Here is a 24,224-nt window from a genome sequence, read left to right as displayed (position 1 = left end):
TGCAACAAAATGGTTTGATTTTTGCATTTTTGCAATCCCATGATCAAACCTCTAAACCTGAAGCCTAAATTCCACTATTTGACAATAGTCTTATTGATGACGTTGTCACTTTCTTCTATGGATGCTTTGGGACAAATTTTCAAGAAAAGGACAAAAGTTGAATCAGAGATCTCCTTTCCTTCCGCTCTCAACAGAGAAATGGTACCTTTCGAGCTTAAACCAGAAGGCATCAAAAAATTCACAATAGTATTAGAAAAAAGACCCTTGGTAGTTACGAAAATAAAGGTATTTGATACTTTGGGTAATTTAATTCACGAAGATAGAATTCTTCCAGAAGATGGAAACAAAAAAACTTTTGACTTCAGCAATGTTCAAAGTCAACTTTTCGTAGTAGAAGTGGGCAATGCAAAATACAATATCACAAAAAGTATCTATGCTATCCCTCCAGGAAAAAGAAGTAGTAACTCAATTCAAGAAATCAACTAGTTCAATTGGTACTTCATTTGACCGCAAAAAGAGTTCAGTGATTTGAAACATACAAGACATGAAAAAACCATTAGATTACTAATGGCTTTTTTTATGAATTTACATTTAAGAAGATCGATCCTTAAGCAATTTCTACTAGCGTAATGTCAAAAATCAAGTCTTCGCCAGCCAATGGATGATTTGCATCCAAGGTGATTTTCTCCTCATCTACGAATACCACTTTGACAGGCATTGGTTGACCTTGCGGTCCTTGAAGGGTAAGATCCATTCCTACTTCTGGCTTGATGTCAGCTGGAACTTCCGCTCTTGGGATATCAACCATCATATCATCACGCTTCCCACCGTAAGCTTCCTCAGAAGGTATGGTTACAGATTTAGCCTCTCCTACTTGCATCCCATGCACAGCAGCATCAAAACCTTTGATCATATTTCCATCTCCAAGTACAAATTCAAGAGGTTCTCTATTTTCGGAAGAATCGAAAACTACTCCACTTTTCAATTTCCCTGTATAATGTACTTTTACTGAATTTCCTTTGTTTGCTAAAGACATAGTATATTTATTGTTGATTATAAAAAACAAAGGTAGGCAATTTTAACAGGGATAAAAACTCTAGACTCACCCCTTTACCAAAGCGTTCACAATCGATCATATTTCGTTCGTTTTTGAACATAAATTTTATTAATATTGCTTCTTAACCTGCTAAAAGCGATCATTTCCCTAATGGCATCATTTTGAATAGTTATAATGCAAAATCAAAAACTTTCAAATATGGAAACTCCTCAGCTTGGAAAAATTCTTATCATAGACGACAACGAAGACTTACTTTTTGCAGCAAAGATGCATCTTAAAAAATATGCCAAAGAAGTTACTATTGAAAAGGATCCAAGAAGAATTCCTTTCCTTGTCAACAACAATAGCTACGATGTTATTCTTCTAGACATGAACTTTACCGATGACACCACTTCAGGAAAAGAGGGATTTCATTGGTTGAAGCAAATCAAAGAAATTGATTCTAAAGCAGTGGTCATTCTCATCACAGCCTTTGGAGATGTAGAAATGGCTGTAAAGGCACTTAAAGAAGGAGCATCAGACTTCATCTTGAAGCCTTGGCAAAATGAAAAACTCCTTGCAACCCTGACAGCTGCTACTCGGCTGAAAGAAAGTTATGACCAAGTAGACAAGTTATCCAAAAAACAAAAACAGCTCCAGTCAGATCTCAAAAAGCCTTATGCGGACATCATTGGTACCAGTGCTTCGATGAAAAACATATTTTCCATCATCGACAAGGTAGCTCAGACGGATGCAAATATCTTGATATTAGGCGAAAATGGAACAGGAAAAGAACTTATTGCAAGGGCTATACATGACAGGTCACTTAGGAAAGACGATATCTTCGTAGGTGTGGATATGGGTGCAATCACAGAATCACTCTTTGAGTCAGAGCTATTTGGCCATAAAAAAGGCGCATATACAGATGCAAAAGAGGATCGTGCAGGAAGGTTTGAAATTGCAGATAATGGAACACTATTCTTGGACGAAATTGGAAACCTTAGTATGCCACTACAGTCCAAGCTACTCACTGTATTACAAAAGAGAGAAGTAACGAGAATAGGAACCAACAAAGCAATTCCGGTAGACATAAGATTGATCTGTGCCACTAACATGCACGTGCATGACATGGTCATGGACAACACTTTCCGCCAAGACTTACTTTATAGAATCAATACTGTAGAGATATTCCTACCTCCGCTCAGAGAAAGGCAAGATGATATTCCTTTGCTTGCCAATCATTTCTTGAAAATCTATGGGCAGAAATACAGAAAAGAATTCAAAGGATTCAAACCTGCCGGAATGCAATTGTTGCAGCAATATCAATGGCCAGGAAATATTCGAGAACTTCAGCATGCCATCGAAAGAGCAATCATCATGGCAGAAGGAGAAGAACTAGATAGCAGGGATTTCTTTTTCTTATCTTCCAAGCCAGTAAATGAGAAGGTATCAAGTCCTGCTTCTTACAATCTTGACGAGGTAGAAAAAAATGTCATCCAAAAGGCTATTGATAAAAACGGAGGAAATATTTCAAAAGCAGCGAAGGAATTAGGACTGACTAGAGCATCCCTATACAGAAGATTGGAAAAATATGGATTATAAAGTTGGGTTGGCTGGTAGGATTATCCTTTTGGCAATTTCCATTTTCGTTTTAGCTTACTTCATCATCAGTGGATCTGGCGTGTTTGCCACTTCCTTATTTATCATTATAATCTTGGCCCAAACCATATTTCTAATCAGCTATGCCGAGAAATCATTCAAAAAAGTGAGGCTCTTTTTGGATAATATCAAGCAGGATAATTACAGCACTTTATTCCCTGTAAAATTTGATGGTACAGAAATTGATGATTTACATATTGAATTCAATGCCATTTTAGCCAAATTAAAAGAAGATCAAGCTGAAAAAGAAGCTAATTTTCAATATTTTAGATCCTTATTTCAGCACCTTAGCATTGGACTAATCACTTTTGAAGAAGATGGAAAAATCCAACTACTCAACACCGCAGCCAAACGGATGCTGAACATACAGCAGATCCAATATATCTCCGAAATCGAGCGTGTAAACAAAGAACTACATCATGCCATTCATGGCCTAAGGACTGGTGGTAGCGAATTGATCAAAATCGCTCATCCTGACGGCATCATGCAACTCTCAGTATATGTAATAGAACTGATAATGCGAGATGTGAAAATCAAACTTGTGTCCCTCCAAAACATCCAAAGTGAACTGGAGGAAAAAGAAATGGAAGCTTGGCAAAATCTGGTAAAGGTGCTGACACATGAAATCATGAATTCTATAGCCCCGATATCTTCTCTAGCATCAACCATCAACTCTGAAATAGAACATAAACTAGAGCACAATCAAAAGACTTCCAATCAAGACCTGGAAGATTACCAAATGGGAATCAAAACTATAGAAAGACGAAGCGAAGGATTAATTAATTTTGTCTCTGATTTCAGAAGTCTAGCTCACGTTCCCAATCCCAAATTCAGCACAATTCCTATAAAACCACTATTACTTCAACTCAAAACTTTGATGCAGCATCAGTTTGAGAATGAACAAATCATGGTCAATTGTAGCGTGGAGCCAGAAAATTTGATCCTTTTTGGGGACCAAAATTTGATCGAACAAGTATTGATCAACCTGATTCACAATGGGATTCATGCAATGGAAGATAGTGTAATTAAAGTCTTGACATTGAGAGCTTATATAGACGAATCGGGAAAAATCATCATAGAAGTAACAGATTCTGGAAAAGGGATTGAAGAAGAAGCCCTTTCTAAAATTTTTATACCATTCTTTACTACCAAAAAGAAAGGATCAGGTATCGGGCTAAGTCTTTCCAAACAAATCATGAGAAGACATAAAGGAAACATTCAAGTCAAATCGGAAATTGGAAGAGGTACTACTTTCAAATTGATCTTCAATGCCTGATCAAAACTTGCTTGTTTGCTTAGTATAAAAAAGCACTATGTTACCGCATGAATTATCAAGATCATGCACAAGGAAGTTATCTTTGGTAAGCCTCATAAACTCCTTCCCTACATCAGAACATGCATTAGACAATATGAGATTGGTCTGAAAAGTAAGTTCCAATTCGAACACATACTCATCCTGCATTGACTTTTCTAACTTATAATGGCCCAAAGCTTGCAAGGGTTCTGGCAAAACATTTGCAGTCTTGCTGTTTCTTGTGGTGAATTTTATAAATGTACCATCATCATTGAAGATATACCTTTCAGTAAAGGCTGTTCCTGAACCAGCAGTTACTTGTCCGTCTAGGGTTGATTTTAAGATTACGACATCCCAATACCCCAAAATATTATATTGAGGCTCCCTGTCTTCCTGATTGCAGGAAAATATGACGGCCACCAATACAGCTAAAATCATCCTTTTCATTCCTCCCTAAATTAAGTCATCAAACTAATCACTGGCAAAGTTAATTCAAAGAATCCTCTCAAAAATCTAAGAATATCTTCAGACCTACAGAGGTCTTAACTTAAAATTCACACAATAGGTTTTCAACAAGCTAAACATCTCATTTTGATAATACTCAGATCATTTTGTATTGATGTACAAGCTATATATTGCAATCAAAACTAATACACCTTGAAAACACACTTCAAAACCATCGTGATCTCAGATGTCCACCTCGGCACCAAAGGATCCAAAGCTAAAGAAGTAGCAAGATTTCTAAAGCAGTACAGTTGTGATAACCTGATCATGAATGGTGATATCATCGATGGTTGGCAATTAAAAAAGTCTGGTTCTTGGAAAAGAAAACACACGAGATTCTTCAATAGAATGCTCAAAATGATAGAGCAAGATAATACCAAAGTATATTATCTTCGAGGTAATCATGATGATTTTTTAGATCAAATCTTACCTTTAGAAATCGGAAATCTATCTATCCTTGCGGACATGATTTATGAATCCAATGGTAAAAAATACTTCATTACACATGGAGATATTTTTGATAGCATTACTACTAATCTCCGATGGATAGCATACCTTGGTGATATGGGATATACTTTTCTACTTTGGCTCAATAGACTTGTGAATTATCACAGAAGAAAAAGAGGACTTCCTTATTTTTCTTTGAGTCAATATGTCAAAGGAAAAGTCAAATCTGCTGTATCATATATAGATCAATATGAAGAAGAACTAGCCAAAATGGCCAAATCAAAGGGTTGTGATGGTATCATCTGCGGACATATTCACAAAGCAGAAAATAGAGAGATCGAAGGTATAGAATATCTCAATTCTGGAGATTGGGTAGAGACCATGTCTGCATTAGCGGAGGATTTCGAAGGCAACTGGCAATTGATATACTACAATGAAATCGACTTCCGTCAGCAAAAAGAATCCAAAGAAGTGATAGATGAAATAAAAACTGAACTTGACTATACTGAGTTCAAAACAGTCGCTTTCAATAAATTGCCAGATGATCATAACCCACCGCATTTTTTATAATTCATGAAAGTGATTTTCATTATCCAAGGTGAAGGAAGAGGTCATATGACTCAAGCCATCGCTTTGAATTCTATTCTTCATGAGCTGAATCATGAAGTAGTTGCAGTGTGTATAGGTAAAAGTAGCCGAAGAAAAATTCCAGATTTTTTTGCAAGAAAAATAGAATGCCCTATTCATACATTTGAAAGCCCAAATTTCGTAACTGATAAAAACCACAAGAAAATATTGATTGGTAAAACAATCAGCCAAAACATATTTCAGTCCAAAACATATTATAAGTCTCTAAAGAAACTAAATCGAATCGTCAAAGACTATAGTCCTGACCTTATCATCAACTTTTATGACTTACTGGCAGGTATCTTTAATCTGGTGTTCAAACCAAATTGTAAGTTTTGGGCTATTGGTCATCAGTACATGATCTACCATCCAAACTTTCAATTTGCTCCTTCAAAAAATCTTGAAAAGATACTTTTTATACTTAACACCAAGTTGACCGCACTTTCTGCCGACTTACATTTGGCCTTATCATTTGTAGACGACAAGGCGGATTTAAAATCGAAAAAAACAATTATCATTCCCCCACTGTTAAGACCCGAACTTTTCAAACTGAAACCAACCAAGGGAGATTTCATACTTACCTACATGGTGAATGCGGGGTATGGTGAGGAAGTGTACAGATTTGCAAGCAATAACCCTGAAATCAGGATTGAGGCATTTTGGGATAATGCTAAGGCCGAAAAATTAGAAAAACCACTGCCAAATCTAACATTTCATCAAATAGATGATCGCCTCTTTTTAAATAGAATGGCTGAGTGTAAAGGTTTGATTAGTACAGCTGGATTTGAATCTATTTGTGAAGCAATGTACTTAACAAAGCCTGTAATGATGGTACCCGTGGCAGGCCAATATGAGCAAGCATGCAATGCTCTTGACGCAACTTCTGCCGGAGCTGGATTCAGTCATCATGAATTTGACTTTGAAAAATTCGACAAATTTCTCGTAAATCACATGCATTCAGCCACACCCATGAAACCTTGGGCAAATAGTATCAAAGACCATATCACTGAGGCTTTCATGACATACATGAAAGATCAAAACTGAATCAAAACAAATCTTGGCTGAAAACCTGCAAAATCTAAGCACTACATATTATAAGCTGGAAATCACGAAATCGAATTATGGATATACGGAACTTTGCCAATATCATTACAAAATTCCGATTTATCTAACTTCCGATATAAATTGATATTGGATACTTATGGATATTGACCATTAACAACCTGTTGAGCCAATGAATTGAAGTTACTGGCAAAAAAGCGTATAATCAGAAATCGAATTAATGAAAAATGGCATTTTCAAACGATTTCGAAAAAAAACTATAGAGAATTTTTGATTCTATTTTTTAATATACTGGAGACTTGGACAAATTATTGTAAATTTCCAGTTGAGAGTACGGATTAAAAACAGATGAATACAGAAAAACAAAGACTTACGGCGGATAAGAATAAAGAAAAGCATTGGAAAAAATGGGGACCTTACTTAACTGAAAGACAGTGGGGAACTGTAAGGGAAGATTATAGCAGAGATGGATCCGCATGGGACAATGTATCACACGACGATGCCAAGAGCAAAGCTTATAGATGGGGAGAAGAAGGAATCGCAGGTATATGCGATCATAAGCAGAAACTCTGTATAAGTTGGGCGTTTTGGAACGGAAAAGATTATCAAATCAAAGAGCGACTTTTTGGACTTACAGGCAATCAAGGAAACCATGGTGAAGATGTAAAAGAAATATATTATTATCTGGACAGCACACCTACCCACAGCTACATGAAGATGCTTTATAAGTATCCTCAACAGGCATTTCCCTATGAAAGATTGCTGATCGAAAATAGAAGAAGAAACAAAAAAGATCGTGAGTTTGAATTAATAGACACTGGTATATTTGACAATGATGAATATTTTGACATTTTTATCGAGTATGCAAAACACGATGCTGAGGATATAGTAGCCAAAGCAACGATTCACAATAGATCAGATCAAGATGCTGAAATTTGGGTAATGCCAACTATCTGGTTTAGAAAGACTTGGTTTACAGGAGATGAACCATTCAAGCCAAAGTTTTCTCTAAAAAACCCCTCTCAAATAAAGGCCTTTACACCTAAAAGCGGGAATTATTTTTTCAATTTTGATGGAAATCCAGAAATAAAATTCTGTGATAATGAGACCAATAGGGAAAAGCTATACAATATCCCAAATGATAAGCGCTTCTTGAAGGATGCCATCAATGATTACGTCATTCATGGAGATGATAAGCATTTGAACCCAGAGAATTTTGGTACCAAAGCTGCTGCCATCTATAAGTTGACAATCCCCGCCCATGGTGAGATGTCTGTAAAACTAAGAATGACACACCAGCAATTGGATAATGCTGTTGTAGATTGTGAGGAAATATTAAAAGCAAGAAAAGCTGACGCTGATGAATTCTACAATGATATTCAGCACAACGTCCAAGATGAAGACCTGCGAAACATTCAACGTCAGGCATTTGCAGGAATGATGTGGAGCAAGCAATTCTATTACTACAATGTAGAGCGCTGGCTGGATGGTGACAAAGGTAGGTACATCCCCCCTGTAGAGAGAAAGACTGGAAGAAATCATCATTGGCGTCATCTTCAAAATTACGACATCATATCCATGCCAGATAAATGGGAATATCCATGGTATGCAGCTTGGGACCTAGCATTTCATTGTATTCCCATAGCACGGATAGATCCAGACTTTGCCAAAGACCAACTCATCCTTTTGCTTAATGAGTGGTATATGCATCCTAATGGTCAGATTCCAGCTTATGAATGGAACTTTTCAGATGTGAATCCTCCAGTGCATGCTTATGCCGTAGAACGAGTCTATCAGATTGACAAAAAGATGAATGGAGGGAAAGGGGATTATGAATTTCTAGAAAGGGCATTGCATAAATTGATGCTGAATTTCACTTGGTGGGTCAATAGAAAAGATAATGATGGAAAAAATCTCTTCGAAGGAGGATTCCTTGGCTTAGACAACATTTCCTTGATCGATAGAAGCCATGCAGCATTGTATAAAGGGAAACTTGAGCAAGCGGATGCTACTTCGTGGATGGCCATGTTCTCTTTGAATTTACTAAGAATCTCTTTAGACTTATGCGAATTCAATAAAGTATATCAACATACCGCCACAAAGTTCCTTGAACATTTTCTTTATATCGCAGGAGCCATGAACAACATCTCAGGAGAAAACATAAGCCTCTGGGATGATGAAGACAATTTCTTTTACGATATCTTTCATATCCAAGGTCAAGACCCTAAGGTAATGAAAGTAAGATCGATAGTGGGTATCATTCCTTTCTTTGCAGTAGAACCCATACGCGAAGAGATGTTTGAGAATTTACCTGAGTTCAAAAAGAGGATGGAATTTTTCATGCGTGAAAAACCAAAGCTTGCTTCTTTGGTCACTAGCTGGGAACAACCTGGTCATGATAAGCGAAGGCTTTTTGCATTACTTAGAGGACATCGTATGAAGAGCATACTACAAAAAATGCTCGACAGCGACGAATTCTTGAGCGAATATGGCATAAGATCACTTTCCAAATTCCATCAAAAACATCCCTACTCGATGAAAATCAATGGAGACATATCCACTATTTCTTATGTCCCAGGTGAATCAGACACCTTGATGTTTGGAGGAAATTCCAATTGGAGAGGACCAATATGGTTTCCTATAAACCACTTGATCATTGAAGCATTAAAAAGGTACGACTTTTATTATGGGGGTGAGTTTAGCATAGAGTATCCTACTGGTTCTGGTAATTATTTGACCATGGACTTGATAGCCAAAGAACTGTCTTACCGTCTGATGAAAATATTCATGAGAGATGAAAATGGAAATAGGCCATTCAATGGAGATAATAGAAAAATGCAAGAGGATCCTCATTTCAAAGATTACATCCTATTCTATGAGTATTTTCATGGTGACAATGGCAGGGGATTAGGTGCGTCCCATCAGACTGGATGGACTGGACTAGTCGCTGAGATGATCTACAAATATTCCAAAGACGAAAAACCCATAGCATACAATGCTTCTCCCCTATTTAGAATCTAATAGACTTGAAGCAGGGTGTGATGAGGTTGGCAGGGGCTGTCTATGTGGGCCAGTAGTGGCTGCTGCGGTAATACTTCCAGAAGATTATGCTGACGAGCTGATCAATGACTCCAAAAAACTCAAAAAATCAAGCCGTGCATCACTAGTAGATGAGATCAAAACGAACGCTATTGCATGGGCAGTAGCAGAAGCTAGCGTTGAGGAAATTGATGAAATCAATATCCTCAACGCTTCATTCTTGGCCATGAACCGAGCCATTAACACACTCCGCCATACTCCAGAACATCTTCTGATAGATGGGAATAGGTTCAAAACTGAATTGGATATCCCGTACAGCTGTATTGTGAAGGGAGATGGCAAGTATGCGAGCATAGCAGCTGCATCTATCTTAGCCAAAGTCTACAGAGATACACTGATGGAAAAATATGCGCTTCAATATCCTGGATATGGCTGGGAAAAAAATGCAGGCTACCCTACCAAAGTTCACCGAGAAGGCATCCGAGAACTTGGCTTGACACCTATTCACAGAAAGACATTTAAGCATCTCCCCGATCAATTAAGTTTGTTTTGAGTCTTCCTTTTCAGGAAACATATAACTTTTACGATACTCCCTTTCCAAATGTGTTTATCAACGGTGCATGGGGAATCATTGCACTATTAGGTATGAAAATGGACTGGAAAAAAGTAAAACATGAAACAAGCAAGAAATAAAAATACATTGATAAATCAAAAAAGCTCTTAACATGACGTCAAGAGCTTTTTTTGTGCGCACGAGAAGATTCGAACTTCCACACCCGTAGGGCACCACCCCCTCAAGATGGCGTGTCTACCAATTTCACCACGTGCGCAGTAAAGGGAGAGCAAAAATATAAAGGTTTGCACTACCCTGCAAATCATAGATCAGATTTTTCAACTCTAAAAAAGCTGAATCCTCATAATCAAGTCATTATTTTGCGTAAACCTTACCTTCAGCTGATAAAAGGGTATTGTATAACAATGATGCAATGGTCATAGGCCCTACTCCTCCAGGTACAGGCGTGATGGCTGCTACTTTTTCTGACACCTCGTCAAACTTCACATCGCCAATCAATCTAAAGCCCGATTTTCTGGTAGCATCTTCAATTCTATGAATACCTACATCTATCACGGTAGCTCCTTCTTTAACCATTTCCGCCGTCACAAATTCTGGCTTGCCTATCGCCACAATCAAGATATCTGCTGAGCGGGTGATTTCTGCAAGATTTTGCGTCCTGCTATGGGTTAAGGTTACTGTACAATTGCCCGGGTACTCATTTCTAGCCATCAATATACTCATCGGAGAGCCGACGATATGACTTCTTCCTATCACTACACAGTGCTTTCCAGATGTTTCTACTTTGTACCTTTTCAGTAGCTCTACGATGCCATATGGCGTAGCGGCTACATAAGCAGGCCAGCCAAGTGTCATCCTCCCGACGTTTGCTGGTGTAAATCCATCTACATCCTTCTCGGGCTTAATCTTATTGGTGATTTTCTCCACCGAAATATGCTTTGGTAAAGGTAGCTGAACAATGAGACCATCGATTTCAGGATTCTCATTGATATCAGATACCACCTGAAGAAGTTCCGCTTCAGTCACGGATTCATCTAGCCTGACAAGAGTAGACTCAAATCCAACTTGCTCGCATGATTTAACCTTGGCATTTACATAAGTTTGACTTGCTCCATCATTTCCCACCAAAATAGCTGCAAGATGAGGCGTTTTCCCACCTTGGTTTTTGATTTTAGCAACTTGTTCTGCTATTTCTGATTTGATATCTTCAGATGTCTTTTTCCCGTCGATTAGAAGCATGCCTTAGTTTTAAATTTAAGATTTAAAGATTATTGATTGTAAAGTTTGAAGGATTTAAAGTGTAAAAGTTTGGACAATTCCCAAACTTTTAAAATTGATTGATTTATAAATAACAGCCTATTCTTAGTCACTCCAAATAACGCTGAACAAAAACCAATGTTTTTTTTTAATCAAATAAACTACCATTAACCTGTTACCACTTTTATTGCAAACTAGTCTATCAAGGAAATAGCAGCTATTGATCATCGATTCATGTGCCTTGGTAATACATTAATCCAACTTCAAGACAGCCATAAATGCTTCCTGTGGAACTTCAACGTTACCTACTTGGCGCATTCTTTTCTTCCCTTTTTTCTGTTTTTCGAGAAGCTTACGCTTACGAGAAATATCTCCTCCATAACACTTAGCCAATACGTTTTTACGAAGTGCCTTCACAGTTTCTCTAGCAATGATTTTCGTACCTATAGCTGCTTGGATGGCAATCTCAAACATCTGCCTTGGCACAAGTTCCTTGAGCTTTTCACACAGCCTTTTGCCCCACTCGTAAGCTTTGTCTCTATGGACAATCGCAGACAGAGCATCTACCACTTCACCGTTAAGCATTACATCTAATCTCACCATATGAGATTGTTGGAAACCTATCAGCTCATAATCCAGAGAAGCATATCCTCTTGAGATGGTCTTCAATTTATCAAAAAAGTCAAAAACAATCTCTGCCAATGGCATATCAAAGGTCAACTCTACCCTCTCGGAAGTCAGGTACACTTGATTTTTGATTTGACCACGTTTTTCCATGCAAAGTTGAATCACAGAACCTACATAATCCGAAGCAGTAATGATAGTGGCTTTGACAAAAGGCTCTTCTATATGCTTGAACTTATTAGGATCTGGCATATCTGAAGGAGCATTGATCACATTGAACTTATCATCATTCATCAAGGCTCTAAATTGAACAGATGGTACTGTTGTGATCACCGTCATGTCAAATTCACGCTCAAGACGCTCTTGAATGATTTCCATGTGAAGCATTCCCAAAAAACCACATCTAAACCCAAAACCCAAGGCAGCAGAAGTTTCTGGCTCCCATACCAACGAGGCGTCATTTAGCTGAAGTTTCTCCATAGAAGCCCTTAATTCTTCAAATTCTGTAGTGTCTACTGGATAAATCCCAGCAAATACCATCGGCTTCACATTTTCAAATCCTTGGATTGCCTTTGAGCATGGCCGCTTGATGTGGGTAATCGTATCACCTACTTTTACCTCTTTGGCTACTTTGATACCTGATATCAGGTACCCAACGTTTCCAGCAGCCACTGTTTGCTGAGGTATTTGATTGATCCCTAAAATTCCAATTTCATCTGCATCGTATTCCTTGCCAGTATTTACGAATTTGATTTTATCACCCTTATTGATGGTACCATTAAAGATCCTGAAGATAACCTCTACTCCACGGAAAGGATTGTAGACAGAGTCAAAAATCATAGCCTGCAAGGGCTCGTCTGGATCTCCTTCTGGTGCTGGAATTTTTTCCACTACTGCATTGAGAATATCTTCTATTCCTAGCCCTTCTTTGCCTGATGCCAAAATAATATCTTCCCGATCACAACCTATCAACTCAATAACTTCATCTGCTACTACCTCAGGGTCAGCTCCAGGAAGATCAATTTTATTCAACACCGGGATAATTTCCAAATCATGCCCAATTGCCAAGTATAAGTTAGATATGGTCTGAGCCTCAATACCTTGAGAAGCATCTACGATTAGCAGTGCGCCTTCACAGGCCGCTATTGATCTAGACACCTCATAGGAAAAATCTACGTGACCTGGGGTATCGATCAGATTGAGTGTATACTCTTCACCCTTGTAATTATACTTCATTTGGATAGCATGTGACTTGATCGTGATACCTCTCTCACGCTCCAAATCCATATTATCCAACAATTGGTTTTGCATCTCACGATCAGAGACCGTGTTGGTAAATTGTAGCAATCTATCTGCTAGTGTACTCTTCCCATGATCGATATGGGCGATGATACAGAAATTTCTTATCTTTTTCATATTCATTCAAGGCGCAAAAATAGAGAATTTTATGCGGAATAACAGAAAATCAAGTGACTATCCTCAAGTTTTTCAAAAACTGGCATTTGATATTCAAATTCTTCTCATAATTCCTCATATCTAATTGATATAATCTTCAATCTCCCCAATTTGTTTACTTTTGCATTCTGTTTAACTCAATCAATATAAGGCTCAATTTTATGAAAGCAATTGCTGAAAAAAAACTAAATACAAACTTACCTGAATATATCATTTATATGTATCAGATGGAGGATTTGATTAGGGTATATGACTTCAATTTAGCAGATATTAAGCAATATGTAATTGCGCATTATCCAATTACTGAAGAAGAAAAATCAGCAACAGAGCAGTGGTTTTTACACCTTTCTGAAATGATGAAAGCCGAAAACATTACTATAACTGGTCATTTGCGCATGATCCAAAAGCATGTTGAACAACTTGCCATGACACATTGGAAGCTACTCAAAGAAGATTCTACTTATTACAAAATTTACCATAATGCAAAGCCTCACATCATTCAAATGATCATGGATGCCAATGGTGAAGACATTGGCCATGAAATTCAAATCTGTATCAATGGTGTCTATGGATTTCTATTAGCAAAGCTTAGAAGCAGGGAAATACCTAAGGGTTACGATAAAGCTATAGAGGCATTTGGAGATGTATTAAGTTACCTCAATCTTTCGATAAAGGAAAAATTGACTTAATAGCTCAAAAACTCGTAAATGCTTCGATAAGTCCCATTCTCCTGAATGTAATTAAGTAAATTATCATAAAATGGATGAGTAGCTAATGTAGCACTATCCCCAATGATCACAAGTTTTCTTTTTGCCCTCGTGAGTGCTACATTCATTCGCCTGACATCTGCAAGAAATCCGATCTCACCCTTGGTATTGGACCTTACCAAGCTGATGATGATGACATCACGCTCTTGTCCTTGGAATCCATCTATGGAGTCTATGGTAAGTAAATCCTCAAATGCCCTCAAATTAGGATAATCATAACTTTCAAAAATCAACTCTTTAAACTTCCTCACTTGTGCCCTGTAAGGGGATATCAATCCAATATTTCTTTTTTCTTGCTTTAAAGTAGCTATTCCAATTCTTTTTAATATCATTTCAAGATAATCCAATGCAAATTTTGCCTCATCTGCATTGAGTGTACTCATGGTATTACGTTCTTGCTGCTCCAAATAGCCGCTTCCCGCAGTATCTACAAATTCCAAAACAGGCTCATCTTCTCCAAAATGATGGCTTATCGTGTTGTCAGCAGCTTCTAGCTTTCCATGATAAAAATATGAACTAGAAAAACCCATTATTGCACTTGGCATTCTGTATTGAGTAGTCAGCATCTTGGAGGAGTCTGGCTGTCTTTTGATCGCTTTCTCAAACAATGTCTCGCTTAACCCTGCCTTTGCTGCCGCTATGGACTTAATCGTAGGAGGAAGCTGACAGTGATCTCCCGCCATCACGACTTTATTTGCTTTCATGATAGGAATCCAAGTGGCAGCTTCCAATCCTTGAGCAGCCTCATCGATAAATACCACTGGGAAATTCATCCCTTTCAACGCATGATTTGAAGCCCCTACCATCGTGCAGGCTACCACTTGAGTCGCTTGAAAAATATCATAGACAATATAATTCTCCAAATGTTCTGCATCTTCCTTGGTACGCTTAGCTTCTTCCAAGAGTCTTTTTCTCTGCATGCGCTCCTCATGGCCAAAGTTTCTCTTATATTTCTGCCCCAAACTCCTATAAGATTCAGCTGATTTCCTAAGCTTTTTAAGATCCTTATAGCTTGGATGCTGGGAAATTTTTGAATCCAAGGTTTGAGCCAAAATCCTCTCTTCTACACGAGCAGGATGTCCTATCCTCAGCACATTGACATTCAACTCACACAACTTCTCTACCAAGAGATCCACCGCAGCATTACTTGGAGCGTTGACCATCACTTGCTTTTCATAGTGTAGTGTATCCTCTATCGCAGCGACAAGTGTGGTCGTCTTCCCAGTACCTGGAGGGCCATGTATGATGGCTACATCCTGAGCATTATTCACCAGCTCCAAGGCTTCATTCTGGGTTTGATTTAGGTAGCTTAGCTTGTGAAATTTCCCTTTTTGAAATCTCGCTAATTGGGCACCCAGCAGCACTTGTTTTAGCTCACCAAGCCTGCCCTTTTCTGCCTTTTGCACTGCTTTGAGAGCAAATTCCATTTCTCTATAACTAGCTTCATCGAAGAGAAGATCTACCCCCAGTCGTCCCTCCTCAATCCAGTCTGGAAGATAATCACCCTGCAAAGTAACTACCATGGTATCTTTCTTTACAAAATTAACAACAGCATGAGCAGCGTATTCCTGTGATTGACGATGAGGTTGGTTTGAAAAAATCGAAACAGATTTACCTGACTGAAAGACATGGGCTTGATTGGAATCTGTTCGGTCAAGCTCCAGTATAACTCTATCCCCCATTCCGATCTTAGATTTCTTGACTATGACAGGATACCAACATACTCCTTGTTCTTTACGATCCGATATAGATGTATAGGCAAATTTGGCACGATACTGTTGCAAGTCTTCTTTCCACTCTTCTTTCAAAAGTTTTAATGAAAAGCTTAATTCCTCCTGAATATTAACCATCAATCAATTAAATTTAAACCCATAAACTAAATTGAATCATATTTGGTTCTTTTACGAACCCAAAGCTCAGCAATTTGTGAATTTTCTCGCTCATGCATACCTATCATTTGGTGAACCAAAGATACTTATTGGAAACTTTATTGGAGATTTTGTAAGAGGACCTATCGAAACAATCTATGAAAAAGAAATTGTGATAGGAGTACACCTTCACCGTGAAATTGACAGGTATACCGATACGCATCCAGTGGTCAAGGAAGCACAAGCACTTCTCAAGCCTCAATTTGCAAGATACTCTTCTGTGATCACTGATATGTATTTCGATTATTTCTTAGGTAAGTATTGGAATAATTACCATACACAGCAACTTGATGAGTTTGCTCAAGATGTCTACAAGGTGATTGATTTATATATTGATATCTTACCAGACAACTTCTTGAAAGCTTATCAATACATGAAGCACTACAATTGGCTGTATGCCTATTCAGAAATCGACGGAATAAGGAGGGCATTGACTGGAATCTCAAAGAGGACTAGATTTGATTCAAAAATGGAAAATGCGCATTTATTTTTGGACGAAAATCATGAAATTCTCCGCCAACATTTTGGCGACTTCTTTGATGATTTGGTTAGATTTTCAAAGCAAAAATTAAGCATTCTTAAAGCAGAAATATGACACACTGTAAACCTAAAACAAACACTTACTTCGCACTTAGCCTTGTTGTGATCATATTAATAGCTGGGCTGATTTATATTCTCAACGAGTTTACTAACACAAGAGCATTCGGCCTCTTGTTTTATTTGATCAGTGCACCACTCATTACTGTAGTCACACTGATGCTATTGGTTAAAATGATGGCTGGATTCAAATTTATTTCATTCGGAAAGGAGAAGATCATCACAAAATATCCTTTACGAGGAAAAACAAATCTATATGATATAGAAGATATTCTAGCATGGGAAGAAGAGAAAATTATAGCGAATAAAAAGGAATTCAGACAAATCACCGTGGCCTTTATTGACAAGTCTTCATTTACAATGAGTAATCACGAGCATATCAATTACGATGAGTTTGTCAAGTATCTTGCTAAAAAATCACCTAAGAAGAAAGTTAAAAGCTAATTGAAAAGGAAGTAGTCACAGCTGTGTTACCTTTACTAAAACTGGCTCCAGGAATCGCAAAATATGCATCTTCACCAAAAAACTGTCTTACTTCGAATCTTATAAGACCTTGGGAACTTACGTGGTAGTCCAAGTTTGCTGAGAACCCATTTAGCTTCATCCCCTCTGCAAGAATCACAGCTTGCCTATCTTTATAATACTCTGCCCTGCCTGCCACATACCATTTTTCATTCAGTTCCCTTCTTATGGATGCTGTAATTCCCCTCCATTGATTGACTTGAGAAAACACCGTGGTCTCCCAACCTGCATCTACCCCTAGAATAAATCCCCAACTACCAAAATTGTATTTCCCAAAGAGGTTATTAAAAACGCGGAATTCCCCCCCGGGATTGACATCTTGATTTCCTAAATAGTTAGCATAATGCAAATTCAACTTTTCATTAACAGCATAATCCACCGCAAAACTTAATCCTAATCCCTGCACCCTATGTTCCCTCTGAATATTTTGCCATCCATTGGTCGCCCAAAGCATTAAGTCCAATTTATCACTTGCTTCGTAACTCAATCTTGCTCCAGTAAGAAAATAAGGAGAATTCTCGGCAAGTAGACTCCTACTCAAGTGCCAACAAGTAGCTCCAATAGCACTCTCAAAACCTATATCTGAAGGCATTACCCCTACATCAAGCCATAGCTTATCCATAAGCTTGAAGCCTACTGACGCTTCATAGACCATTTGTGCCCAAACTGGCTCGCTTGCAAGATTATATTGAGCATAGTTGCCCAGCATCAAACCCACGGTGCTACGAATATATTCATCCTGGTAGGAGGCAGTTAGTAATGCCAAGTTGACAGAAAATTCATTGTGCCTTTTGAAGTTATACAAAAAGTCGGGCCTAAGGTGGTCATCTGGTTTATTGAAATCATACGAATAATAAGTCTCTAAGTAACCTGACCAAGTCAATTTCTGATCATGCTGTGAATTACAATCCAGCGAAAAGAAAAACAAAAGTATAAATACAACTCTGAACATATTCAAATAAAAAAACCTGAATCCGATTGAATTCAGGTTCTAAAACTATCTTTTGGTTCTGAAATTTTTATCGTAAAGATCTACACTTTCTCTCACTATCCTGAAAGCCTCTTCTTTGCCTAGGAAATCCTCCACTTTTACTTCCTTATTTTCAAGTTTTTTATAATCCTCAAAAAATCTATGAACTTCCTTCATCAAGTGTGGAGGTAATTCATCGATATCTTCGATATAATTTACAGACTGATCATCTGCGGCTACAGCAATGATTTTATCATCAGCTTCTCCCCCATCTACCATTCTCATTACCCCAATTACCTTAGCTTTGACCAAAGTCATCGAAGGTATGTCGATTTGAGAAATAATCAGAATATCTAATGGATCATGATCCTCACAAAAAGTCTGAGGAATAAATCCGTAATTAGCAGGATAATGAACCGCAGAAAACAATACCCTATCCAACAACAGCATACCTGTTTTCTTATCTAGTTCGTATTTCCCCTTACTTCCTTTAGGGATTTCTATCACTCCCATAACATATTCAGGAGCATCTTTACCGATTTGCACATCGTGCCAAGGATTGATCATATCTAAAAGCTTTTGTTTCTTATTTTTTTTAATGGGGCGCAATTTACCTCGTATTAATCATCTAATCAAAGTAATGCAAAGGTATTTTCTGTTTTTTTAATCTTTAAGTTATAATAATGAATAGAAAAGATTTTTTGAGAATTCCACATATTCTCCTTGGGAGCCTACTCCAAGGTAAGAGATGGAAGCATTATCGTAAACACAGTACCTTCGTCAAGTTCAGAATTAAGTTCAATTTTACCACCCATTTGGATCACAGATTCTTTCACCATATAGAGACCAAGACCTGAACCCACATTTCTTTGTGTGGCTCTGTGGAAAAGATTATATACCTCTGTATGATATTTCTGATCTATCCCTATTCCATTGTCTTCAATACGTATGAGTGCTCTACCGTCCTTCACAGTCACTTGTAAATTGATAAACTTATCTTTTGCATCTACTTTTTGAAACTTATATGCATTGCTAAAAAGATTGTTTAAAATTACTCGGATTTTTGCATCATCGGAATAGAAATCTTCCTCTTGTTGAATTTCCACTATCAGATTGACGTCTTCAAGCTTCCATTTGTCCTTGTAGGCTACCAATTGTTGATTTATTATTTCTTCAAACTTGATCAGGCTTACTTTATTATCAATTTTTGTTGATCTATAAAAATCGAGCATTTTATAAATGAAATCATCCAACCTCAAAGTCGCAGAATCAATCATATCAAAGTACTCGAGAATACTAGGATCTTTGCATTCCATTTTGGCCAATTTAGAGACTCCCGAAATACTCATCAAAGGCCCTCTCAACTCATGAGACAAACTATAAACAAACTGATTCATTTCTGAATGCACCTTGTGAAGCCTTTCGTTTTTATCTCTTAGTTCCTTTTTGGTAAAATATATTTCAGAAGCATTTTTTATTGCATTTTTGATCTGTTCTATGTTCCATGGCTTATCTATGAATCTATAGACTTCTCCCTTATTTATCGCATCTATTACACTGGCAATATCTGAGTATCCAGTAAGCAAAATCCTAACAGGATCTGGATTGATCAGCATCAATTGCTCAAAAAATTCCACTCCTGTCAATCCCGGCATCCTTTGATCAGCTATCACTACATGAAGTTCTTCCCTCTCTGCTATGGCAAGTCCTTCTTCTGCATTCAATGCGGTGATTATATGAAAATCCTTTCTCAAACTAGCCTTGAATGAATTGAGGTTGTTATCCTCATCATCTATATATAGTACTCGAATCTTGTCACTCATTTTGTATAGAATTTTGATAAATCGGTAATGTGATTATGAAGCTTGTCCCCTGGCCTTCCTTTGTCAATACTTCTAATGTACCCCCATGATTCTCGATGATCGTATACACTATCGACAAGCCTAAACCAGTACCTTTTCCAACTGCCTTGGTCGTAAAAAATGGCTCAAAAATCCGCTGCTTGACCGAATCAGGCATACCAGGCCCATTATCTTTAATTTCAATGCTTATATAATCATGATGATTCTTCGTCGCAATCACGATCTCAGGATCTGGATTGGACTGAATATGATCTTGCAAAGCATGGATAGCATTGGTAATGATATTCATAAACACCTGATTGATCTTTCCAGCAAGACATTCTACCATCGGGATATCTCCATAATCCTTGACGATCTTAATTTTACCCGACATTGAGCTGTTCAGCAATACCAAAGTACTATTGATTCCATCGTGAATATCTACTTTTTTGACATCCTGCTCATCGACTCTGGAAAACAACCTCAGCCCCTTCACTATTTCAACTGTCCTTTTTGCTCCATCTTCCATGCCTCGGAGTAGCTGATCAATTTCCTGCAAGACATAGTCTAACTCTATGTCTTCCTCTAGTTCCTTGAGCTCTTTCTTTGTAGTATCACTGAACTGATCCTCTCCATACTCACGATAACATTGCACCACTTCCAATAAGTCCTTGATGTCTCGCTTGAGTGGTGAAATATTTGAGCTTACAAAATTTATCGGGTTATTGATCTCGTGAGCAATTCCTGCGGTCAACTGCCCAAGTGAAGCCATCTTTTCTTGATTTACAAGTTGAGTTTGGGTATTCTGCAAATTCACCAAAGTGTTTTCCAACTCCTCTGTTCTTGCCCTTACTTTCGCTTCCAATGATTCATTTTGAACCAAAATCAGCTTTTCATTTTCCTTCAACATCCTGAGCCTTTCCATTTGCTCATCTTCTTTTTCCTTTTTCAGAACATTAATCTTATCAGCTAAAGCCAAAGAAAGCAAAATCGCCTCCATGGCAGTCCCCAAAAGCATTGGGAAGTTGGCCACCATTGTTACATTGATTATACCATTGGATTGCAATATGAAAATCAATAAACCTATAAAGAAAAACAACCAACCTATGATAAAATAGGCAGCTGGACGATATCCCTTTCGCGCTATCCTAGTGGCAGAAAATCCAAACAGCACAATCACCATCAATCCTGACACATCGGTCAACTTGTAGCTAAAAGAAAGGCTTCCAAATAATCTAAAAACAAAAGCAGCTAGATAGACTATAATGTTCAATTTTAAAAACTTATCTAATACAGGGGTATAATCCTTTGTCTTCAAAAACAGCCTCATAAATGAAATCCCCGCCATTCCCGATATAGCTGAGAATCCTATAATACTCAATTCATAAAGCTTTACATTCATCCCTAGAAAGTAGTAATAGGAATACCCCATCAAGGAAGTTTGCGCCAATGCAATAAATAAAATATAAATAGAGTAAAAGAAATATGTAATGTCTTTGATCAGGAAAAACAGAATGAAATTATATAAAAATAATGCAAACATGATCCCAATGTAAATATTGACAATCATGGATTTCTTGTAATTCATCGAATGAAAACCTTCTTCAGAAATTACCGAGACTTCAAACACTATGGGTTCATTGCTTTCGATAGAAATAAATAAACTATCTATGCCAGAATTTTCTTCCAAAAAAACCAAAGGATTTGGATTGGAAAACATATTGGTTTTTCCAAGACTTGTTCCAGATCGATCTAATTCCTCAAGCTCCTTATTTTCGTTTTTAAAATAAGTAATTACCTCACGAAAAGTTGGATTTCTAATTTCTATGACTGTAATCCCACTATGCTCTGAGAGGTAATTAAATCTAGAAATATCAAAACCTACAAATACCTTTCTTTGATTCCCAAGGTTCAAAACACCCGAAGGTGTAAAAACAGTATCGATAACATTTTCAAAAGTTGGATTTTCATATATCTCAAAAGCATCAATCTCATAGACAAATTGATCATCGTTAAGGTTTAAAAAACCATAAATAGGCAAGAAAACAAATAAAGTGATCACTAATCCAATGATCAAAGGTTCCCGTATAGTTGGCAAGCTCTTCATAATGCCGATAAATTCAAGTCAAACTCCACTTCCATTTCACCCATTTTACTTTGAAGAATTTTTGTCTGCTTGGGATTGATCCTCAGATCGGTGATAAATGATTTTTCGTCAGGTAATGCCCTTTCTAAGCTATCTACATCCTCCACTTCCATGATTGTCGCAATCAAACCTTCTTTCGGGTATAGAAATGTCCCTTTATCACCTAGTTCTTCAATAATTCTTAATCCCACGGCTTGAGAATTTGCTACTGTGAATGGTGAGCAAAATGCCATCAAACATTTTAAATTCAAGAATGAAGTCAGCGCCACTCCTATTCTAATCAAGTAAATACTTCCAATGCCATATCCAGACACTTCTTTGGAATTCCAAAGCCCACAATATTCAGCAACTTTGAGATCTTCAAATCTGCTCATGTAAGATACTATTCTTTCATCCTTCTCTAGAATAGCTCCCTCTAGAGGCAAAGGGAAGCCCTCACTTCGCAATTGTACTCTACCTCCTCCAAGAATCCGCTCCCCATCTTCTGACTCAACTAATAGAAGGTATACATTAGGGTTTTTTACCCAGGACCTATCCGCTGAAGTTACTTTAGTCACCCCATAGGATTCCAATACTTTAAAATGACCTGCGATATATCTTTCAGTATCTTCTGGAGCCGAAACAGCTCTTACTACCCTAATCTTAACTTTCATTACTCGATGTGAAGAAATGATCCAAATCAATATAATTTCGTCCAGACACCACTGTCTCGCCTAAAAGTATCTTCCTTGCATAATGGGCACACATAGCACCGCCCATAATCACAGATGTCCCTAATTGTGGCCAATTAGAGATTGTTTTACCTATTTCAGAAAGACTTTCCTTACCTCTTTTTGATATTTTCGGAAAATCCAAAATAGTCATGAGCATGTCTAAATATGATTCTTTGGCCTTGTCTACAAGATCTATCTCCCTTCCAAAACCAGTTAACATTCCATGAAAAATAGGCCTACTCGGCTCGATGTCAAATCTTTCTATATCCACCATGCCTCTATCACTTGTATCCATGATGACAGGTACTTCCAAAGACTTTGCTAAGCGCCTTGATTCTATTTTGATCGACAAATTATCACATTCTTCAATTAGCAAATCTAGCTTTCCTCCATCTGAAAAAAAGCTTCCCATATTTTCTTCTGTTATACCTTCTGAAAACACCGTAACTTTCATAAATGGATCAATCTCTGCTATCTCTCTTTTTACCAATGTGACTTTGGGTAAGCCTAGATTCAAAACACTGGTCCTTAACCTATTCATATTCCCTAACTCCAAAGTATCAAAGTCTGCAATCCTCAACTCACCAAACAATCGCTCCATCGCAAGACTTATAGCTACACTTTGCCCTACAGATAACCCAATAATTCCTATTTTTTTTGTAGAAAGCCTATCTTGCTCTTCTTTAGTGATTTTATATTTATTTCTTACAGTTCGTACAGCTATGAAATCTTCCTCAGGAAGCAATCTGACCATAGTTTGCTTCCAGGGATAAAAAGCCCATACACCATAAGTCGCTCGTTCTATTTTTTCAAAAAATTCTTCCACCGCAATCTTCAATTCTTCTTTTGAAAATTTCTTGGTGGGATTCTGCAACTTGATTAGCTCACGTACTTGGTTATCTAACTCATCTATGATTTCTATGAAATCTTTCTTTATTAATTCATCTGCGATGGATAGATCTTCATTTTTATTACATGCTAATATCAAAACGTCTTCAAGACGATCTAAATCTAATTCTTTGTGGGTGAACATTGAAATATATCAAGGGTGATTGATACTGGTAAAGTTATATTTTTGTATTTACTTTCATATTAAAAACCTGAAAAATGTTAATTCAAATGAAATTTATTTAGATATTTGGTGAAAACTGCCCTGAAAAAT

At 37.5% G+C, this 24,224-nt stretch carries 21 protein-coding genes and 1 tRNA gene; 10 read left to right on the top strand and 12 right to left on the bottom strand.

What is annotated here, in order from left to right; translation table 11 throughout:
• Positions 1 to 96 precede the first annotated feature (96 nt).
• A complete protein-coding gene (locus MM214_RS17475; protein WP_241297463.1) occupies positions 97 to 486 on the top strand; it encodes a hypothetical protein in 390 nt (129 codons plus the stop codon).
• A 121-nt stretch (positions 487 to 607) separates the two neighbouring features.
• Here MM214_RS17475 and MM214_RS17470 read toward each other — a convergent pair whose 3' ends face one another.
• Positions 608 to 1,036, bottom strand: a complete 429-nt coding sequence (locus tag MM214_RS17470; protein WP_241297462.1) for an FKBP-type peptidyl-prolyl cis-trans isomerase — start codon at positions 1,034 to 1,036, stop codon at positions 608 to 610.
• A 219-nt stretch (positions 1,037 to 1,255) separates the two neighbouring features.
• Here MM214_RS17470 and MM214_RS17465 point away from each other — a divergent pair, with 219 nt between their 5' ends.
• Complete coding sequence (locus MM214_RS17465; protein ID WP_241297461.1) at positions 1,256 to 2,638, top strand: sigma-54-dependent transcriptional regulator; 1,383 nt, start codon at positions 1,256 to 1,258, stop codon at positions 2,636 to 2,638.
• Entirely contained in the window at positions 2,628 to 3,971 is a 1,344-nt protein-coding gene (locus MM214_RS17460) for a sensor histidine kinase (protein ID WP_241297460.1), read from the top strand. Before MM214_RS17465 ends, MM214_RS17460 begins: the two co-directional genes overlap by 11 nt.
• Here the strand turns inward: MM214_RS17460 and MM214_RS17455 are convergent, their stop codons facing one another.
• A complete protein-coding gene (locus MM214_RS17455) occupies positions 3,972 to 4,436 on the bottom strand; it encodes a hypothetical protein (RefSeq protein ID WP_241297459.1) in 465 nt (154 codons plus the stop codon).
• A gap of 210 nt (positions 4,437 to 4,646) precedes the next feature.
• Between MM214_RS17455 and MM214_RS17450 the strand changes: the two genes are divergently transcribed.
• The 4 genes from MM214_RS17450 (at position 4,647) to MM214_RS17435 (ending at position 10,221) form a co-directional block, all read left to right on the top strand.
• Complete coding sequence (locus MM214_RS17450) at positions 4,647 to 5,510, top strand: UDP-2,3-diacylglucosamine diphosphatase (protein WP_241297458.1); 864 nt, start codon at positions 4,647 to 4,649, stop codon at positions 5,508 to 5,510.
• 3 nt (positions 5,511 to 5,513) lie between these two features.
• Positions 5,514 to 6,611 (top strand): glycosyltransferase family protein, encoded by a 1,098-nt coding sequence (locus tag MM214_RS17445; RefSeq protein ID WP_241297457.1) that lies wholly within the window; start codon positions 5,514 to 5,516, stop codon positions 6,609 to 6,611.
• Between the two features lie 366 nt (positions 6,612 to 6,977).
• The gene (locus MM214_RS17440) at positions 6,978 to 9,650 is read left to right on the top strand and encodes an MGH1-like glycoside hydrolase domain-containing protein (protein ID WP_241297456.1); all 2,673 of its coding nucleotides are present in this window, start codon (positions 6,978 to 6,980) and stop codon (positions 9,648 to 9,650) included.
• Positions 9,625 to 10,221 carry a ribonuclease HII gene (locus MM214_RS17435; RefSeq protein WP_241297455.1) on the top strand — a complete coding sequence of 199 codons (597 nt, stop codon included), beginning with the start codon at positions 9,625 to 9,627 and terminating at the stop codon, positions 10,219 to 10,221. Before MM214_RS17440 ends, MM214_RS17435 begins: the two co-directional genes overlap by 26 nt.
• A 194-nt stretch (positions 10,222 to 10,415) precedes the next feature.
• Here MM214_RS17435 and MM214_RS17430 read toward each other — a convergent pair.
• The 3 genes from MM214_RS17430 to lepA form a co-directional block, all read right to left on the bottom strand.
• Positions 10,416 to 10,498 (bottom strand) — tRNA-Leu (locus MM214_RS17430).
• A gap of 98 nt (positions 10,499 to 10,596) precedes the next feature.
• Entirely contained in the window at positions 10,597 to 11,481 is an 885-nt protein-coding gene (locus MM214_RS17425; protein ID WP_241297454.1) for a bifunctional 5,10-methylenetetrahydrofolate dehydrogenase/5,10-methenyltetrahydrofolate cyclohydrolase, read from the bottom strand.
• Positions 11,482 to 11,751: 270 nt separating this feature from the next.
• Positions 11,752 to 13,539, bottom strand: a complete 1,788-nt coding sequence (lepA, locus tag MM214_RS17420) for a translation elongation factor 4 (protein ID WP_290294048.1) — start codon at positions 13,537 to 13,539, stop codon at positions 11,752 to 11,754.
• A 200-nt stretch (positions 13,540 to 13,739) separates the two neighbouring features.
• Here lepA and MM214_RS17415 point away from each other — a divergent pair, with 200 nt between their 5' ends.
• Positions 13,740 to 14,267 carry a DUF4924 family protein gene (locus MM214_RS17415; protein ID WP_241297452.1) on the top strand — a complete coding sequence of 176 codons (528 nt, stop codon included), beginning with the start codon at positions 13,740 to 13,742 and terminating at the stop codon, positions 14,265 to 14,267.
• On the opposite strand, the gene MM214_RS17410 is transcribed toward MM214_RS17415, so the two are convergent.
• The gene (locus MM214_RS17410) at positions 14,264 to 16,195 is read right to left on the bottom strand and encodes an AAA domain-containing protein (RefSeq protein ID WP_241297451.1); all 1,932 of its coding nucleotides are present in this window, start codon (positions 16,193 to 16,195) and stop codon (positions 14,264 to 14,266) included. The two genes, MM214_RS17415 and MM214_RS17410, sit on opposite strands and share 4 nt — an antisense overlap.
• Before the next feature lie 76 nt (positions 16,196 to 16,271).
• Between MM214_RS17410 and MM214_RS17405 the strand changes: the two genes are divergently transcribed.
• Complete coding sequence (locus MM214_RS17405) at positions 16,272 to 16,868, top strand: acyl carrier protein phosphodiesterase (protein WP_241297473.1); 597 nt, start codon at positions 16,272 to 16,274, stop codon at positions 16,866 to 16,868.
• Entirely contained in the window at positions 16,865 to 17,314 is a 450-nt protein-coding gene (locus MM214_RS17400) for a hypothetical protein (RefSeq protein ID WP_241297450.1), read from the top strand. The genes MM214_RS17405 and MM214_RS17400 overlap by 4 nt, the downstream gene beginning before the upstream one ends.
• Here the strand turns inward: MM214_RS17400 and MM214_RS17395 are convergent.
• From MM214_RS17395 to MM214_RS17370, 6 genes are all read right to left on the bottom strand, one after another.
• Entirely contained in the window at positions 17,304 to 18,344 is a 1,041-nt protein-coding gene (locus MM214_RS17395; protein ID WP_241297449.1) for an outer membrane beta-barrel protein, read from the bottom strand. The two genes, MM214_RS17400 and MM214_RS17395, sit on opposite strands and share 11 nt — an antisense overlap.
• Positions 18,345 to 18,389: 45 nt before the next feature.
• Positions 18,390 to 18,929, bottom strand: coding sequence for an inorganic diphosphatase (locus tag MM214_RS17390; protein WP_241297448.1), 540 nt, complete (start codon positions 18,927 to 18,929; stop codon positions 18,390 to 18,392).
• A 164-nt stretch (positions 18,930 to 19,093) separates the two neighbouring features.
• Positions 19,094 to 20,185, bottom strand: coding sequence for a hybrid sensor histidine kinase/response regulator (locus tag MM214_RS17385; RefSeq protein ID WP_241297447.1), 1,092 nt, complete (start codon positions 20,183 to 20,185; stop codon positions 19,094 to 19,096).
• Positions 20,178 to 22,310 carry a 7TM diverse intracellular signaling domain-containing protein gene (locus MM214_RS17380; RefSeq protein ID WP_241297446.1) on the bottom strand — a complete coding sequence of 711 codons (2,133 nt, stop codon included), beginning with the start codon at positions 22,308 to 22,310 and terminating at the stop codon, positions 20,178 to 20,180. Before MM214_RS17380 ends, MM214_RS17385 begins: the two co-directional genes overlap by 8 nt.
• On the bottom strand, positions 22,307 to 23,002 hold the full coding sequence (locus MM214_RS17375) for a hypothetical protein (RefSeq protein WP_241297445.1): 696 nt from the start codon (positions 23,000 to 23,002) through the stop codon (positions 22,307 to 22,309). Before MM214_RS17375 ends, MM214_RS17380 begins: the two co-directional genes overlap by 4 nt.
• Entirely contained in the window at positions 22,992 to 24,095 is a 1,104-nt protein-coding gene (locus tag MM214_RS17370) for a ThiF family adenylyltransferase (protein ID WP_241297444.1), read from the bottom strand. Before MM214_RS17370 ends, MM214_RS17375 begins: the two co-directional genes overlap by 11 nt.
• Positions 24,096 to 24,224 lie beyond the last annotated feature (129 nt).

The organism is Belliella kenyensis, from assembly GCF_022549675.1.
In the GTDB taxonomy this organism is placed as follows: Bacteria; Bacteroidota; Bacteroidia; order Cytophagales; family Cyclobacteriaceae; genus Belliella; species Belliella kenyensis.
This window is presented reverse-complemented; position numbering and strand designations above follow the sequence as displayed.